Below are 17,555 nucleotides of genomic sequence, written 5' to 3'. Positions count from 1 at the left end.
CGTGAAAAAACCACATTTTGTATAAAAAGATACCTTAAGTTGATGGATGTGTGGTTCTACCCCTATAAGCGCAAAAAAAGACACCTTAAGGTGCCTTCCTGCGACTTGAACCATCTTAATTTTAATAATATGGGGTACCGCCACATGCCCATCAACCTATATTTGTACCATCTGAGGAACAAGGCACCATACAGGGTAATCCGAAAATCTTGAGAGGTATTGTGTATAGTATGCTTACCTCAGGTACAACAAAAGAGCCTTACCTCTGTAGGCAAGACCCCACTAGTGTAGTTGTATAGTATTTATATAACAACTAAGAAACTGAAAACATATAACACCAAGTAGCAGAACCCTAACATTCCGCCTACAGCTAGTACCTGTTTACCCCAGCTCTTGAGTTTCAGATTACTGTCGTCAATCGCTTGCACTCTTTCCATATATCGTTTCCTCCTATTAAGGAGAACCCTTGAAGACTCTCACCTCGCTATGATACCATTAAGAGATGACTAATAGAGGTCTAAATGTATAAAAATGCATTATTGCATATTAAAATGAATTATTATTATATATATATAAGCACTTACTATAATAAGGGTGTGAAGATTCACCACATCATGTATGTCTCCTTATTTACAGTATAAACTCCTCCTTCGTGGAACTGAAGGACTTCTAATCGGTTTGGCGGAACAACTCGGTAACAAATAAGGACGTGCCGTTTTATAAAAAGCCTTTACTGAAATATATATTGCTGCAGTAAAATTGAAACAGAAAAGCAGTGTGAAAGTAATTCTAAGAAGTCGGGTACGTCATATAACACAACATTCACGCTACAGGGTTCGTGAATGTTGTGTTGTATACCAATCCGTCTCGATTTGAAGAAAATTCTTATTCAATAAAAGGGCGCTTTTCCAGAGCAAAAAAGCCAAGTTTCTTAATTTTAATATCGAGAAATTCGGCTTTTTTATTTTGGGATTTCCTTAACGTTGTAAATCCGCATTTTTCTGACGCTACCCCCTGCCCATCTAGCTAAGATTTTAAAGTACCCCCTAAATGAGAATGCAGGGATACTCGATTTGTAATATTACCGCAACAATGGTAATGATCATTCCGAAAATTAAAAATACAATTCTGATTCTACGGTTATTTCCGTTTGTTTGATTGGATTTTGAGAAAGTGTAAGATAAATTTAAAACAATATAAAACCACGTGGGGTAAACCAAATCCAAATACTGTATTCTACACTCTATTTTTTACTTTTCTAAAACAATTCCTGCTATTTTATTAGCATATTTTTTAGAGTCAAATTCATCATAGTTACTTAGTACCGCAACAGACAAATATTCTTTTGGAAACCTCATGAAGTGTGAACGATAACCTGCCCAGCTTCCTGAATGTTCCAGGTATCGACAATTAAAACCTTCTGCAACTCTCAGCCCAAAAGCATAATCTTCATTGTCAATAATCGATTCTCCAGTTGGAGAAATTTTCGGACCTATTTCGCTCATTCTTTTAACAAGGTCTTTTCCACCAACGGTACCTATAGTTAAATTCTCTCCCCATTTTACCAGGTCTTCAACTGTTGTATGAACTGCCCCATCCCCTGTATGTTCCCAAGGGCTTTCATAGATTTTATATGTTCCTTGTTCATTCTTCGAATATCCGCTAGCAATTGATATAGTAGTTGGGTAGTAATCCACAATTGTTGTGACCCTCATATTTAAAGGGTCAAAAATACGCTCCTTTTTAAACTGACGTAGAGACTTGCCACTTACTTTCTCTATCACTTGTGATAATAAAAAATATCCTGTATTGCTATACTCAAATTTCGTTCCAACTGGGAACCTTGCAATTTGATGACTTTTAAGGTGTTCTAGCGATTCTTCCACAGTTAATGTATCAGTATATTTAATATTTGCTGCTTCAGCCAATTCCATATAATCAACTAGTCCACCAGTGTGATGAATTAGGTGTCTCAATGTTACAGGTTCAGCATATGCTCCTATAGAAGGGACAAACTTTACAATTGAATCATCTAAATTCAATTTCCCCTCTTGTTCTAAGAGTAATATAGAAAATGCTGTAAATTGTTTAGAAACTGAAGCAATATTAAAAACGTTTTTGGTAGTTATGGGTAGATTCCCCTCTATAGAAGCTAAGCCAACTGCACCTTTATAAGTTACTCCGCTATCGAAACTAGCAATATATGCAAAGCCAGGAGCTTTTGGCGAAAACTTGTTAAATAATTGTTTAATCGATGTATGTGTCTTTTCATTATATGTATTATTCATCTCAATCACATACCCTTCCCTTTAAATGATTAGAAATATATTAACCTGTTATCTTTTTCATATTGAATCCAATTGGACTCCGTATCGGATTATGAAATCCAACAATGGGATGACCATCTTCAGGCTGGTTGCGCAGACCTACTTGGATACTTCAGTTTTGGATTCTCTTTTGCATCATTCCAATATAATTTAAATTTTAGAATTAGATTACACATTTTACTTCAACTCAAAACGACATATTTTATATTTGACTACAATAAAGCACCATCACACTAATTTCTTTAGTTTCTAAATTCTTCTCTTTATAGAGAGCTTGAATTTAGTGAGTGTTATTATCCCCGACTTTACGGAAGTACCTCTTTCAATTCCAAAACCACTCATGGCAACGTAATAGATATTTTCGAAATGAGGGAAATAGCATCTAAATCACAGATGTTATTGACCAAAATATCTATTTCACTTTCAGATTTAGGACCGATGTACTAGCGAATATGAAAACTATTTACCAGTCCTCTGTGAAGATAGGTTTTAATAAAATATTCATCTCCCTTATACCTTATACCTTTTCCCAATTTCGGTTATAGTCTACAATTTTTATAGTCATCGACATCTTATTCCATAGTGTTGTACCTTTTCGATATGAAAATCCGAATACCCATTTTAAACAACTACATTATATTAGACTATATTCACAAAAAAGCAGGGGGCTTCCAACTCTTTATTTTTCATTGTAGTTTCAAATGTAGTATTGGGTAGTGATGCCCTGCATTATCTGTAAGTTCCCCATTGACTTCAGCTAACTAGTTCAAGTGAGAGTGTCAAGAAAGTAATCCTGTATCTTTTGCCTTTTGTACGGCTTCTTCTCGATTTTTAACTCCTAGCTTCTCATAGAGATTGGAGGCGTAATTTCTTACCGTTCCGTTTGACAAGTAAAGTTTCGAAGCTATTGTTTTATAACGGCTTCCTTGTGATAATAGTTCCAAAATCTCTAGTTCTCGTTTCGTTAATCCATACTCTTTTCCATCTGATCGCGATTCAAATGATCCTGTTTCTTCATTTTCTTCCCACATTCTATGGAACAAGTCATGATTAATCATCGTGCCTCCTCGATAGACTAGACGAATTGATTCAGCTAGTTCACGCGAATCTATGGACTTCAATAAATATCCATCCGCACCATTTCGTATGATTTCTTTTGCCCTTTCTGTATTCTGAAAGGTTGACAGAATGAGTACACGAATGCCCGGCCATTTTTCCTTAATCATTTTAGTCGCATGAATTCCATCCAGATTGGGCATCTCTAAATCCATTAATACTACATCTGGTTTTAGTCTTTCACACAATTCCACAGCCCGTTCTCCATCTTCAGCCATTCCCACTACTTGTAAATCCTCCTGTCCATCCAAAATTGTATGAAGGCTTTCTCGAATAAAAGAATGATCATCGACAATACACAGGCGGATTTGTTCATTAGACAGTTGTGCTTGTTTAGGTAAAACACATGAAATTAACGTCCCTTCCCCCTTTTTGGAATAAACAATGACCCTTCCTTGAGACTGACTCACGCGCTCTTTCATTGCAGTTAATCCAAAGCCATCCTTCCACTCTTCGACCCCACAGCCATTATCCTGTACATCCAATCTTATCTGTTGTGGTTCAAAGTGAAGTGACACAATGATTTCTGTGGAATGCCCATGGCGAACAGCATTTGTTAGTGATTCCTGCAAGCTCCGATATAGTGTCATTTTTGATTGTTTGGAAGCCATATACTCTTCCCCTATTATTCGAGTACGTACATTTACTTTTGCATGTTTCTTAAATTCCTCTGTCAATTGTTGTAATGTGACAGCTAAGGGAAGCGATTCTTGTGATAAATCCAATTGATGTAAATACAGTCTTACTTCTTCCATACTGTTACGGGCCAATTGTAATAATGAATCGAGCTGTTGCTCTCCTTCTTTAGACTTTAATTCCATACGTAATGTTTCCATCCCCATAATAATTGAGGTATAGGAATGCCCCATCGTATCGTGTAAGTCTTTTGAGAGCCTATCACGTTCCTCGAGTAATGTAATCCGCTCAACTTGGGATACGTATTGTTCCAATACATGTTTCTGGTTCCGAATAGTTTCACTTTGACGGTAATTAATAGCCAGTAAACGAAAGAAAGAGCCCATAGCAAAAGCTAAACTGAGTTGTAGGATGATTACCCATAAATCTGTTACTTTGGAAAATATCGCAATGAGCAACGGGAACAAAATAATTGTGATAGGACCCGACCAGCGGTAAGATTTATGAGCGCTATTTGCCGCAATCATAAAAGTTGGCATTAAAAAAGTAAGATACGCTGACGGAAATAATAAAGTTAAATAGAAACACACTCCGCCAAATAATATTATTTCAGTAAACAAATAATAGCGATAACTGAACATTAAACAAATCCAAGGTACTGAAAATGAAACGATTTCCCAAAGAATTATGATCCAAAGTGGTACTGTCAAATGATCTTGTTGTTGGATAGTCGTTGATATCAATGATAGCCAAATAATAAAACGTATACAAAGTAAGGCCCAATCATACCAGAACCATAGTTTCAAAGTCTTAAACAAATTATCACTCCTTTATAGCTTTAAACATGGAACGCGTGTACATTCCAATAATTCGAACTAAGCAGTTTCCAATAAGATTATGTATCCAGATGAGAATGAAACCAACAATCATGACAAAAATTGCTGTCTCCCATGAATTCACAGCAATGCCCAATAAGTATATATTAAAATATCGAAAAAGTAAGGGTGTAACGATACATACTAGCGGCATTACATACAGTAAAACAGCACATATAAGACTCATTATTCCGACAAAAAATTTCTGCATGAGCCAAAAAATAGCCCTCCAGTTGCTATTATTAAGGATTGTATCTCTCGCTTTAATCCATTTATCTCCCTCCTCTTTTTTTCTTGGTTCGAATAACTCTATCGATACATCTGTATAAACCTTCGTCTGAATACGTTCATACTGAACAAACGTGTGAGTTGTTTGTAGCACCCAAGCCAACAAGGGAATACCCAAAAAGATAATAGTCATTACTAATGCAAATGTAATGCTGACCAGATAGAAACAAAAGTAAAAGAATCCGGATACAAAGGTAAATAACAAGAAATAAAAATCTTGCAAAGTTTTTTGAGCTGATGCTTTCGTCATTAAAATCTCTCCTCCTCATCTATTGTTAATGCGTTAAAAACTGCTCTTTGATACTAAGTGTTTTTCTGTCACATACGGTAGTGTCAAAATGTCATGATTTCTATGACATAGCTATTAATATAGCCGTATCCCACTCAATTTTTGTTGTTCTTTATAAATATGACAAAAGTTCACTATCGACTATGACTCGCCGCTTGCTACACTCTGTTCATACGCTAACGAGCCGCTAACTCGTTGTGCTAACAAAAAATTTCAATTAAATAAAGGAGCGTACAAAAATGAAACAAGCAATTAACAAACTGGGGATCGTTACAATTCTTCTTTCTTCTTCAACCATGATTTCTGCATGTTCCCAACAATCATTAGAAGCAGGAAAATCAAAACCAGCGGCATCCACGACTAATATCCAAATGACGAAAGGACCTAATAATATAAAAGAAATAGAATCTTTTGCTGATTCGTTATTTGAAGAAAAAATGAAGAAGTATAATGTGAACGGTTCTAGTTTTGTCGTCGTTCATGATGGAAAGGTCGTTGTCAATAAAGGGTATGGATATGCCGATAAAGAAAAGAAAATCCCCGTCACTAAGGACACGGTCTTTCAAATCGCTTCAGTCTCGAAAACTTTTACTGCTTTGGCTGTGATGCAGCAAGTCGATAAAGGAAAGCTTAAACTTGATCAAGACGTACAAAAATATCTTGGTGGATTACAAATACCTAATAAAACAGGAAAACCTCTTACCCTGTTTGATATGCTCACTTATACCAGCGGGGTAGATTTACCTGATATCACCACGATAACCGGGCCTGAATATATTAATCACAGTATACCGATGAAGGAATTTTTCTCTAAACATATGCCAACGGTGGTACGGCCGCCTGGTGAAGCTTATACGTATGACAACGTTGCATTTGCGCTCGCAGGGTTTGCAGTAGAGAATGTTACTAGTACTCCTTTCTCAAAATATATGGAAAAGAATATTTTTAAACCATTAGGTATGAAATCTACAAGTTTGAGCTTTACGCCTAATCTTCTCAAGAGAATGGCTACACATTATGGGCCCACTGGCGATCCAATTCCAACAAGTGGAAACGGTCTAATGGATGCACCACAGGGAGGTATTATATCTACCGGAGAAGACATGTCAAAATACATGATTATGCAGCTACAGAAAGGAAAGTTTAAAGGCAAAGAAATTGTAAGTAAAAAAAGCATGGATATGATGCATGCCTATCAAGTTTTTGATGATAAGACAATTCCTGTTGCGACAATTGGATTTGAAACGCCTTTCAATGAATTTGCTAACGGTCAACACGTTGTAATGAAAGGGGGAAGTATGCCTGGACATCAATCAATGCTGATTTTAGTGCCAGAACAAAAAACAGCATTTTTCATGTCTTACAATAATGATTCAATGATGAGTATAGACATATATGAAACTCTCATGGATCACTATTTCCCTGCTAAGAAGAATGAAGTAAAAACAAGTTATCTCCCATTAGAGGAAAAAGAAGCTAATAAATACTTAGGCTTATTCCAACAGACGCGTTTCGCTGCAATTCGCACTCATTTTACTTATGAAAATGGGAATTTGGTTATGGAGGGTGGTACAACTGGAAAACAAGTTCTCAAAATGATTCATCCGTTGTTATTTGAAGATTCGGAAGGCAACAAAGTTGCTTTCAAAAAGAATTCGGCTGGAGAAATCGCATATTTTCACTACAACTCTCCTAAAAGCCTTGATTTTATAGCAGATGCCCAGAGAATTAACAACAAACCACCTTTTGATGACGTTCCACAAAAGAGTAACTATAGAAGTCACATTGATAATCTTCATGCCCTAAATATTATGGGTGCTAAAACAGGTAATCTATTCAATCCGATGGACACCATGACACAAGGAGAGTTTGCGGATACGTTGTTACTTGCTCATGGATGGAACGGTTTTCCAGACGACTCCAAGGAGGCAAGGGGAAAAATTATGAATGGAATTCCAGAGTATAACCGTGCTACTCCGATTACCCGACAGGTCGCAGCAACCATGATTCAAAACGTTAAGCAAATTCAAGACTTGAAAACGATTCAACCTGATAAAGCTATTAAAGTTAAATTACTTGATGCCGCAGATGACTGGGCAGTCCAATCGATTCAGGCACTTGCCTCCCAAGGAATTCTAGACCCTGATACTTCCATCAACGCTGATGGATCCCTTATCTTCCGTCCGAAGGATTTGTTACTGCGTCAAGAAGCAAGTGCCTTGCTGGATTTAGCTTTTAACTATTATGCACCGCCTATCAAACGACAGTAAATATTCATCCTAAATTGAATCATAAAAAAAATTGGATGATGTTATCTCATCAGCATCAAGCTAAAATATAACAAGAAATTCAACTTTATAATATCTTTATGGAAACGAAAACGATTCGAAGCATAACCCGATACATTTGAAGTTTTTGCATTTAAAGAAGGAACCTATTAGGAAGTATGATAGGTTCCTTCTTTGTTATATAAATAATTTTAACTTTGATATAAGGGGTTAATAATGCCAATTATCCGAGAAAAATGTCAACTTCCCTATCTTAAAATCATTATAAAATTGTGAAATAAAACCAAATTACGTTTTAATAGGCAGATTGTCTATGCTTCACAGTCGTTTTATACACAATCCCTAGAATATCAAAGATGATCATCTTCTTATACCTATGATATTTACGACTGTTCTTTTTGAGCAGTTAATAAATACGAATTCACTATGCGTATTTTTACATAGTGAATTCTTTTTTTGTTTTGGGGTATTTTTATTTGTTAAGTTGATGGTGATGTGACGCTACCCCTTATTTAGAAAAAGCTGTTCTTTTAAGATCAAATAACTAACGTTCTTAGACTAAAAACACGCGAAATTCTCGTTTTGGGGAATAACCAATTTCTTAGGTTGTTAGGCATGAGTCCCACCCACATTTTAACGAAAATATACGCTAAACAAATTTCAACATAAAATGAGCCGAATTTTCTACTCTAAGAAAAATTCGGCTCTTATTTTTAGACCTGTTGTAAAGGCCGAAGAGATTCTAACTTTGTAGTTTCTTTCATCTTAAATCGGTACTCACCTAAAAATTTGATACGCTCCTATCCTAGTGGTGAGATCTGTTGTAATAGTTCTTCGTTAAACCCATGCGTACTTCTTAACATTTCTACATCTTCGCTTAAATATACGTTGTTCCATATAATGATGGCATGTATGACCCATCCCTGAAAAAATAAAATTTATCACCATAAGTTAGATAATCTTTCCACTTTTTATCGTTGTGGCAATCATTATCCGGCGCTTTAACTCCAACAAATATAATTTATTTATTTTCATTAAAACATGCTACATCAACACGGCTTCCATATGCTATTTTATTTGATTTTTAGTAAAAAAACAGCCTCACTAAGCTTTTAACACTTAATGAGGCCATTCTATTTACAATCTTAATTATGAAACGTCGGCTTATAGAACGAACGATTATCAAGAGCAAAGACACGTTCTGTGTATTCGCCTGGTTTTGTACGTCCTAATGCGCGGTCCATCATGTTCATTTTTGCATCTAAGTTATCGATGTAGTGCAGAATTTCTGCTTCTTTTACTAATGGTGGTTTTGGGCTACCCCATTCTGCTTTTCCGTGGTGAGAAAGGACGATGTGCTGAAGAATTAATACTTCTTCTGCATCGATTTGTAGTTCCTCTGCTGCTTTACCAATTTCGTTCACCATGATAGAGATGTGGCCAAGTAAATTTCCTTCTAACGTATACGTCGTAGAAATCGGGCCAGATAGCTCAAATACTTTACCAAGATCGTGTAAAATAACGCCCGCATAAAGTAAATCTTTATCTAACGATGGGTACAGTGTAGAAATAGCTTTCGCTAAATCTAACATCGATACTACGTGATAAGCTAGTCCAGATACGAACTCGTGATGATTTTTCGTCGCTGCTGGATATTCTAAAAATTCATTTTGATGCTTATTTAACAAATGTCTTGTTAGACGCTGAATGTTCGGGTTTCTCATTTCAAATATGTATTGCGTAATTTTCTCAACCATATCTTCTTTTTTTATTGGAGCTTTTTCTACAAAGTCCGAGATGTCCGTTACTTCATTCTCATTCGCAACTCGAATTTGTTTCACACGTAATTGAATACGTCCTTTGTAGTTTAGAATATCGCCAGCTACTTTAACGATCGTTTCCGCTACATATTGTTTCTCAACTTCTGGTGATACATCCCATAGCTTCGCTTCAATATCTCCACTTGGGTCTTGTAAAATCACTGTTAAAAACGGCTTCCCATTACTTGCAAGACCTTTTGTCGCTGTTTTAATTAACAAGAAAACATCGACTTGTTCTCCAACTTCATATTCTACAATTTTCTTTTTCATTCGAATTCCTCCACCAAATCAATTACTTTTAGTATAGCACACTACAACTCGTTTTCTTTACGCTTACGTGTTAATTTTATAATCTCATTTTCTGTAAAATACGTGAGTAAATGCGCATGACATGTAAAGAAGATAACTTGTCTATCTTTCGCAATTTCCTTTATTAGTTCAATCGTTCGATTCGTCCTTACCACATCAAAATGCACGAAACTATCATCAATAATAAATGGATAATCATGCTCAAACGTTTTCGCTAGCGCAAATCGCAATGATAAATATAACTGCTCCGCTGTCGCTTGGCTTAGTTCATGGCTGTAAAAACGCATACCATCGTTACGTTCGACAATGAACGGTTCCACCTCTGACGGTGAGAATATTTTACTATATCGTCCGCCCGTTAAATACACGAAATACTCTTCAGATTTTTGTAAAATGCGCGGCAAATGCACTTCATGATAATATTGCTTCGTTTTCGTTAACACCGTCTTTGCGGCCGCATATGCAGCCCACTTCTTCACTTGTTCACGCACTTGTGATTTTTTCATTTCCCACTCATGTAGTAAATCACCATACGTACTGCCTTCTTCTAAATTCGCAATTTCTATTCGATGCTTCGCAATACGCTCTGTCAGTTCTTTCTCTTGTGCAAGACAGTTTTGCGCGGCTGTAATTTCTTGCTTTAATTTTTCATCATAACCGTCAGCCTCATAATGCTCAGCTAATGACAAACTCGTTAAGCGCTGTTCTAACAGATCAATTTGAGGTAATAAACGCCCCACTTGCTTATCCGCATCTTCACGTTTCTCTGCCAGTTTACCTGCTTCTAAAAACATCTCTTCATCTGTAGATTCTGCAATATGCCATAACCCATCTCGCTCTACTAGCAGTTGTTTTAATTGCTCTTGCATGAACTCATATTCTTCTTGCCATTCCGCCAGCTTCTCTTTCAGCTGCTTACAAGTTTGGCGCTTTTCTTTCTCATTTTGCATACGACTTTTCGCCTCATGCAAATTACTATACTCTTTACTACCGATAACAGTTTCTAGTTTATGCTCAAAGTGCGAAATCATTTCATACAATGAAGATTTCCGCGCACTTTGCTTCTCTAAATCACGATATAATTGCTGCATTTTTTCAATACGCTCAAACGCCGGCAATATGTGCGCATACGTATAAAATTCAGGGAACATATAGCGCGTTTTATACGCATCTACTTGTTCTCTCATACGGAAAGTTTCCCTCTCCCATTCTTCATACGATGAAACGACTTTATCATAAGCACGTTCCATTTGCTGTAATTTATAAGACTCTCGCTCAAATAACTTTCGAATCTCTTCATCCTTTTCTAACTGATAGCGAACTGACATCGCTTCTTCACTTTGACGCCCGCCAGCACTTTGCTGAAGAGTAAGAAGCTCTTCTTGTAATCCACCTGATGGATCTTTATATAAAACGAGAGCAAGGACAATCCCTACAAAAACAATCACACTAATAAATAACAGCACGCGGTTATCTATAAATAGACTCGTGAATAAAACAAGCGTGTTAATAAGAAGTAACAGAAGACAAATTCTTTGCCACTGTTTTTTCTTTTGCATAGCCGCCCCTGCTTTTTCCTCATACTTGCGCTTCATTCTCTCTGCGCCCATTCCTAAAAATGCCGCATCCTGAAATGATTTTTCTTTCTCAACTAACGTATTTCTTTCTTCATCAGCTAACATTTGCTGACTTATTTGTCTTATGTTTTCTTCTTGCTCTTCTAATTGCTCTTGAGCCGTTTTAAAACGTTCATCTAGTTGTGCTTTTTGTGTTTCTAACTCTCTCGCCTTTTGCACAGTTTGCATAATTAATTCTTTCGTCGCTAAACTTATATCAAATGAAAGAACAGTCTCTTGTTCAAAAGTAGCGCCAATTTGTTGCTGTAGTTCTGCGATTTCTTCTTTTATATTCGCAATACTTCCCGTCATATCACGCATTTCTTGACGTGCATTTTCATAAGACATATGCTGCATGCGTAGTTCTTCTACATAACTTTCTTTTTGTAAAAATGCTTCATCTATTTCTGTGGAATCAATTTCTGATTGCACTGTTTCTATCTTTTTTTGAAGTGAATCTACTTGTACTTGCAGCGGTTCCATCTTTGCCTTTACCGCCTCATAGCGCGCCATCCCGTTTACAGGAAACTGCCCGTTTTCGTTTTCTAACACTTTCTCGTGCGCACTCTTTTCAATAACGAGAGGCTCAAGCGCTGCTAATATTTCATAGTCTTGCTTTCGTTTTTCCGCACTCTCTTTCTCCGCACGAACAGAAGCAAGTTTCTCTTCACTTTCTTTTAACTGCTCGACCTGTTTTTCATACGTGCCAATCTTCCCTTGCCACTCTTTCATCTTTTCCTCAATTTTCTTCATCTCTTGCAGTGACACGTTAATTTCAGGATTACGACCACTCGGCTTAAAACGCTGATTCATTTCTTTTTCTAACTTTTTATCTAACTGCAATAACGCATCACTTCCGACTGCGCTGGCCGAAAATAAATAATTACCGATATCCGCTTCGCCAAGCTGATGAATATTTTGAAGACCATGCATATCAAATGAAAAAACAGAATCAAATAAGCTTTCATTCACACCGCTTAATATATCGTTTAAAATATCTTCGCCGCCAGTTTTCCCGTCTTCAAAATAAACGGTCACCTCGCCTGCTGCCGTCTTTGGCAATCGTTCAATTTTCAAACGGCCGTACTTCTCTGTTTGAACAGTCATCGCTCCGCCGTACTTCCCGCCTTCTTTCGGCTCATAACGGCGCTGTCCTCTCGTCGGAAAACCGAACAAAATACTTTTCATAAACGAGCGAATTGTCGATTTACCCGCTTCATTTTCACCGTATAGCACCGTCAGCAATGAAAGATCCATTTCCACATTTTCTAGTTTCCCATAGCCATAAATATGGAGTTTTTCAATTCTCATTTTTTATCCCTCTCTTGCTGGAATAATTGCTCTAAAATAATATTTTCCGCTTCCTTTTGAATCTCTCTCTTCTCTTCTTCTGTAAAAGATTCAATACTATTACGCGCTACAGGAGATGTCCAAATCGTGCGCAACACTCCGTCCATATTTGTAAAAGCTTCTAACTCTTTTAGCACACTACCGACGAAATGATTTTCTTCTTTCAAACGCTCGATTTCCGCAAAAGAAACCGTCTCATTTTTCCACTTCATCGCATATACAAAGTCTTTCCGCTCTTCTCCCGCTGCTAAAATATGAAAAATCTCTTCTACACGCTTGTCTTCACGTAAATATGGAGAAAGTGGTCCCTGCCCTGTAAATACGACAGTTAAAAGCGTCCCTTCCTCTTCTCTTCGGCATTCATTCATCGCAGTTGACGCGCTCGTCATAAGATCATCAACAGTTTCAAGTCCATCGATACTCACTTCTATCTCATCCCATATAACATCCGCCGTATGGAAAAATGAACAATGCGATCCTTGTTTCGTGAGTTCAATAAGATATGCACCTTTCTCGCCGGTCTCCTTACGATGACGTCCTTGTATATTACCTGGATAAATAATGCATGGCTCTTCTGATAAAATTTCACGTTTATGTATATGGCCGAGAGCCCAATAATCAAACCGCTTTTCTTTCAGCTCACGAATTTGAAACGGTGCATAGCGATTATGCTCTGCATCCCCTTCCACACTCCCGTGAAGCATTCCAATATGAAAAGGCGCATCACTCATTTTCATATACTGTGCTGTCATATTATCCGTTACCGCTTGCTGCAAATAACTAAAACCGTAAATAGAAGCTAACAGCTCACCATTTTTATAAAACGACTTCTCTTCTACATAAGGCTCCGTAAACACATGAACATTTTCCGGAAACTCAATTGCTGCCCAGCTTCCCCCTAAATGATCGTGGTTACCGTGAATAATAAAAACGGGAATATCGTACTGCGAAAGTCTCTTCATTTGCTCGCGCACAAACACTTGCGCTCTCAAACTTCTCGTCTCCGCATCATACAAATCCCCAGCTAGTAATACGAAATCAACGCGCTCTTGAATCGCTTTATCAACAATACGCTCGAACGATTCAAACGTACTTTGCTTCATTCTTTCCCAAACAGACTGTGGTACATTCATTTCCATCCCTTTAAACGGACTATCCAAATGCAAATCAGCCGCATGTATAAACTTCACTTGTTTCACAAATAACGATCCTTTCTATAGTTCAAAAGTTTCATTTTATCAATATTAAAATAGCTAAAAACTAATAATTAGCGGAGTGAAAAGACTTCCCACTAATTAAAGTTTCACTTTATTTTACCACGCAATGTCATATATTTCTTTGCATATTCTATTGATTTATGACAAAATAGTTATAAGATTCTGATTTTAATTATTGGAGGGGATTTTCATGGGAGTATACGTTCTAACAGTCTTTGAAAAAGATGGTTCAAAAGCATTAGATGAATCATTCGAGGCAGCAACTGAAAAAGAAGCGAAAGCAAAAGGTGAATCTATTTTACAAGAAAAAGGATTGTACGAAAAAACACATCGCTGCACATCTTCTGCAGGCAAGCTCGTTTTATTCCAGCGCTAAAAAAAGAAGCGTCATCCGCTTCTTTTTCACTCTACTATATCTTCGTCACACCACGTAAACACCACATCTAGAATGCGATTACCGATACGTACGCGTTTATTCCATTTACCTGTTTGGATCTGATGTTGCAATTCCGCTTTCATCTTTTCCGTCCAGTCGTGAATCGTGTCACTACGGTCGTACGGATATACGCTCGGAAACTCTTCCTGCAGAAGATGAAGGCTCTCTGCATCAAAATGAAAATGGAAGAAGTAGTTTGCTGTAAGCGATGGTTCTTGCAATTGTAAAAAGTAATCGTCAACTTGCTTTCTATTTCTATAGAAAGTAAAGATATTCACTTTACCGCTCGTAATTTGGTCAATTTGAATTTCGTGCTTCTCTATAATCACGTCTTGCCCACCTCGTTATATACTACCCTTAGTATATATGTCTTTTGCAACAAAGTTAACCATTTTCGCACGAAATTCATTTCCTTCATTATATTGCCCGTACCTCCAAGTACAATCAGGACAAATAAACAAAGTTGAAGGGGAGCGATCACATGTATTTCGGAAGCAAAGGTTGGTATGTAAAAGAACTTAAAAAATTAGGTATTCGTACTTACGAAGGTAAAAAACTAGAATCTTATCGTACGCATATTTTATCTAGTTTACTTGAGAGAATGAAGAAAGCTTCGGCTTAATAGAAAAAGGAAGCAACAATTTGTTGCTTCCTTTCATTTTTATTTAGAAAATAAAAACTGGAATCATTATAAATTAATAATCTACCTTTACTATTATACTCTCTTGATAAAAACCACCTAATATCGACTGAACTTTTATTATCAAATACTCTTCCAGATGATTATTCGTATATATTTTAAATTCTCCATACTCATTAACCCGTCCACTTCCAACAAGCATATCGCCGCTCGTTATGACAATTGTTGAATAAGGTTCCGCATGACCCGATACATAATTATCACCATATTTCACAAAATCTATCGTTATTTCCTCATGAATATTACTAACTGAATCTATACATTTCTCTTCATACAAATTAGCATTTAGTTCTTCGGCCCTCGAAAGCGCTCGATTCCTGCTAATCTTTTCTGAAGAGAATGCAACATTTCCCAGCCAACTAAACCTATCAAATGTAGTAATAGGTAGAAACATCTGTGTTAACTCCCCCATTTCTTATCAACTGCAATCTTTGAATGAATTTACAGCAATACGTTCTATGTTGGGATAAAATAAAAAGTCTGTAATTGTACTGTTCTTAGATCTCTCATACTTTCTGAAGCATAACATAAGGAAGAAATAAAAAAATCGTACAAAAGGGCAAGCCTATAATGTACGATTGGGCATATATAATGTTTTAAAAATGAATTAACTTCCTTTCAATAGACACAGCTACTGCTTCTGACCGTGAGTTAACGCCTAATTTATTGTATATATTTGTTAAATGCGCTTTTACCGTTCGCTCAGCTATCCCCATATCAAATGCAATTTCTTTATTCTTATATCCGCGCGCAATAGCTTTCAACACAAACAATTCTTTATCTGTTAAGTTATTTTCTGCAACCTTATCAGCATGTACTTCTTTCCTTTTATACTTCACTATCTTTTCCATAATATTTGGTTGTAGTAAAATCTCACCTCGAATAGCCGCTTCCAACGTTCGAAATAAATTCTCACGATCCGTATCTTTTAGCAAATATCCTTTTGCTCCTAGCTCAATTCCCTTTAACATTAATTCATCTTCGTTATAAGTAGTTAATATAATAATCGGCGTATGATTTTGTTTTTTATTCAAAGCCTCAATCGTTTCTAAACCACTCATTTTAGGCATATTTAAATCCATTAAAATAACATCGGGTTTCTTTTTTTCTATGAAAGAAAGGGCTTCTTCTCCGTTTGCAGCCTCACCTATAATTTGAAATGAATCACTCGTTTCTATTATTAATTTCAGACCTTCTCTTACAACGAAATGATCATCCACAATTAATACGTTATACTTCATGACTATCTCCTTCTTTATTTATAGGCACTTGAATATACACTTTCGTACCCTTCATCTTTTCACTCAATATATGTATTTCTCCCTTAATCAATCGAACACGCTCATTTAAGCCAATTAAACCATAGTGTCCAGGATTCTTACCGATATATCCAGTGTCAAAACCAATTCCATTATCTTCAACTTCAATAGTAAGTTTTTCAAGATCATCGATATATTCAACATTTAAATTTACATCTGCTGCCTGCGAATGTTTTGCGATATTCGTTAAACATTCACTAATTACATATAAACAGTGCTCTTTTACTACGCTTGAAATATACGGTGGACTTTGAATAGTAAGTCTCACATGTATAGACGTAGCTTCAGAAAAACGTTGAACCTCTTCCTTTACTGCTTCATTAAATGAATTAGTAGTATGACGCAAATCATCAATAACCAACCTTGCATCATGTAAAGTTTGTCTCGCTCTTACCATAGTTTGTTTCATAATCTCTTGAGATCGTCCTGTATTCCCTTTTTGCATATGGGCATCTATTGCTTCCAATTGCATAATTAAGCTCGCTACACCTTGCGCTAACGTATCATGTAAATCTCTTGCCATACGCTGCCTTTCATTAGCCAATGTCAATTCTTCCACTCTCATATATGCAGACTCTAACTCTTGAATATAGCTCTGTATACGATTACGTGCATCAAATTGCTGCTTATTAATATAAGAAAAAGGAATAATAATTGCTAACACTAAAAGAAACATAGAGATAAGAATAGCTAATTTATTCACACCATAATTAATACTAATTGCAGCACAAAATATTGCATACATAAGAGTAAAAACTATCATTACTTTAAATATATTGTGATAAACATATAAACTTTGGGCGATTAAAATAGGAGTTAATCCAACAAAAATCGCTATCGAAGCATTTGTTGCAATAAATGCAGCCAAAAACACAATGAAAAGTTGTACAAAAAAGAAGTACAACAATTGCCTATTTTTTAATGAACTCGAATACCAATGAAAAATAGTATGAATAACAATGACTATTG

The 17,555-nt window shown here is 36.4% G+C and carries 13 protein-coding genes and 1 pseudogene; 3 read left to right on the top strand and 11 right to left on the bottom strand.

Annotated elements, in window-relative coordinates:
- Positions 1-1,250 precede the first annotated feature (1,250 nt).
- The 3 genes from AB3X48_RS08545 to AB3X48_RS08535 form a co-directional block, all read right to left on the bottom strand.
- Positions 1,251-2,288, bottom strand: coding sequence for a serine hydrolase domain-containing protein (locus AB3X48_RS08545; protein ID WP_199715690.1), 1,038 nt, complete (start codon positions 2,286-2,288; stop codon positions 1,251-1,253).
- Positions 2,289-3,106: 818 nt separating this feature from the next.
- On the bottom strand, positions 3,107-4,897 hold the full coding sequence (locus AB3X48_RS08540) for a helix-turn-helix transcriptional regulator (RefSeq protein ID WP_088098769.1): 1,791 nt from the start codon (positions 4,895-4,897) through the stop codon (positions 3,107-3,109).
- Between the two features lie 4 nt (positions 4,898-4,901).
- Complete coding sequence (locus tag AB3X48_RS08535; protein WP_016103951.1) at positions 4,902-5,492, bottom strand: sensor domain-containing protein; 591 nt, start codon at positions 5,490-5,492, stop codon at positions 4,902-4,904.
- Between the two features lie 278 nt (positions 5,493-5,770).
- Here AB3X48_RS08535 and AB3X48_RS08530 point away from each other — a divergent pair, with 278 nt between their 5' ends.
- Entirely contained in the window at positions 5,771-7,801 is a 2,031-nt protein-coding gene (locus AB3X48_RS08530) for a serine hydrolase domain-containing protein (protein ID WP_016103950.1), read from the top strand.
- 731 nt (positions 7,802-8,532) lie between these two features.
- Here the strand turns inward: AB3X48_RS08530 and AB3X48_RS08525 are convergent.
- The 4 genes and pseudogenes from AB3X48_RS08525 to AB3X48_RS08510 all read right to left on the bottom strand — a co-directional run.
- Positions 8,533-8,736, bottom strand: a pseudogene (locus AB3X48_RS08525) (Tn3 family transposase); the annotation flags it as partial.
- 228 nt (positions 8,737-8,964) lie between these two features.
- Entirely contained in the window at positions 8,965-9,909 is a 945-nt protein-coding gene (gene yhaM / locus AB3X48_RS08520) for a 3'-5' exoribonuclease YhaM (protein ID WP_002201504.1), read from the bottom strand.
- 41 nt (positions 9,910-9,950) lie between these two features.
- Positions 9,951-12,875: an ATP-binding protein gene (locus AB3X48_RS08515; RefSeq protein ID WP_367959274.1), complete on the bottom strand. Its 2,925-nt coding sequence runs from the start codon at positions 12,873-12,875 to the stop codon at positions 9,951-9,953.
- Complete coding sequence (locus tag AB3X48_RS08510; protein ID WP_016103948.1) at positions 12,872-14,113, bottom strand: metallophosphoesterase family protein; 1,242 nt, start codon at positions 14,111-14,113, stop codon at positions 12,872-12,874. The genes AB3X48_RS08515 and AB3X48_RS08510 overlap by 4 nt, the downstream gene beginning before the upstream one ends.
- A 208-nt stretch (positions 14,114-14,321) precedes the next feature.
- Between AB3X48_RS08510 and AB3X48_RS08505 the strand changes: the two genes are divergently transcribed.
- Positions 14,322-14,507: a YhzD family protein gene (locus AB3X48_RS08505; RefSeq protein ID WP_000539551.1), complete on the top strand. Its 186-nt coding sequence runs from the start codon at positions 14,322-14,324 to the stop codon at positions 14,505-14,507.
- A 26-nt stretch (positions 14,508-14,533) separates the two neighbouring features.
- Here AB3X48_RS08505 and AB3X48_RS08500 read toward each other — a convergent pair whose 3' ends face one another.
- Positions 14,534-14,896 (bottom strand): hypothetical protein, encoded by a 363-nt coding sequence (locus AB3X48_RS08500; RefSeq protein ID WP_016103947.1) that lies wholly within the window; start codon positions 14,894-14,896, stop codon positions 14,534-14,536.
- Between the two features lie 152 nt (positions 14,897-15,048).
- Between AB3X48_RS08500 and AB3X48_RS08495 the strand changes: the two genes are divergently transcribed.
- Positions 15,049-15,189, top strand: a complete 141-nt coding sequence (locus tag AB3X48_RS08495) for a YflJ family protein (RefSeq protein ID WP_000273535.1) — start codon at positions 15,049-15,051, stop codon at positions 15,187-15,189.
- A 73-nt stretch (positions 15,190-15,262) separates the two neighbouring features.
- On the opposite strand, the gene AB3X48_RS08490 is transcribed toward AB3X48_RS08495, so the two are convergent.
- From AB3X48_RS08490 to AB3X48_RS08480, 3 genes are all read right to left on the bottom strand, one after another.
- On the bottom strand, positions 15,263-15,661 hold the full coding sequence (locus AB3X48_RS08490; RefSeq protein ID WP_016103946.1) for an Ig-like domain-containing protein: 399 nt from the start codon (positions 15,659-15,661) through the stop codon (positions 15,263-15,265).
- A 202-nt stretch (positions 15,662-15,863) separates the two neighbouring features.
- The gene (locus AB3X48_RS08485; protein WP_016103945.1) at positions 15,864-16,508 is read right to left on the bottom strand and encodes a response regulator; all 645 of its coding nucleotides are present in this window, start codon (positions 16,506-16,508) and stop codon (positions 15,864-15,866) included.
- Positions 16,498-17,555: sensor histidine kinase (locus AB3X48_RS08480; RefSeq protein WP_367959270.1), on the bottom strand; the 1,058-nt coding region annotated here is incomplete at its 5' end. The genes AB3X48_RS08485 and AB3X48_RS08480, both read right to left, overlap by 11 nt.

Source organism: Bacillus sp. S4, assembly GCF_040838205.1.
Lineage (GTDB): Bacteria > Bacillota > Bacilli > Bacillales > Bacillaceae_G > Bacillus_A > Bacillus_A cereus_U.
This window is presented reverse-complemented; position numbering and strand designations above follow the sequence as displayed.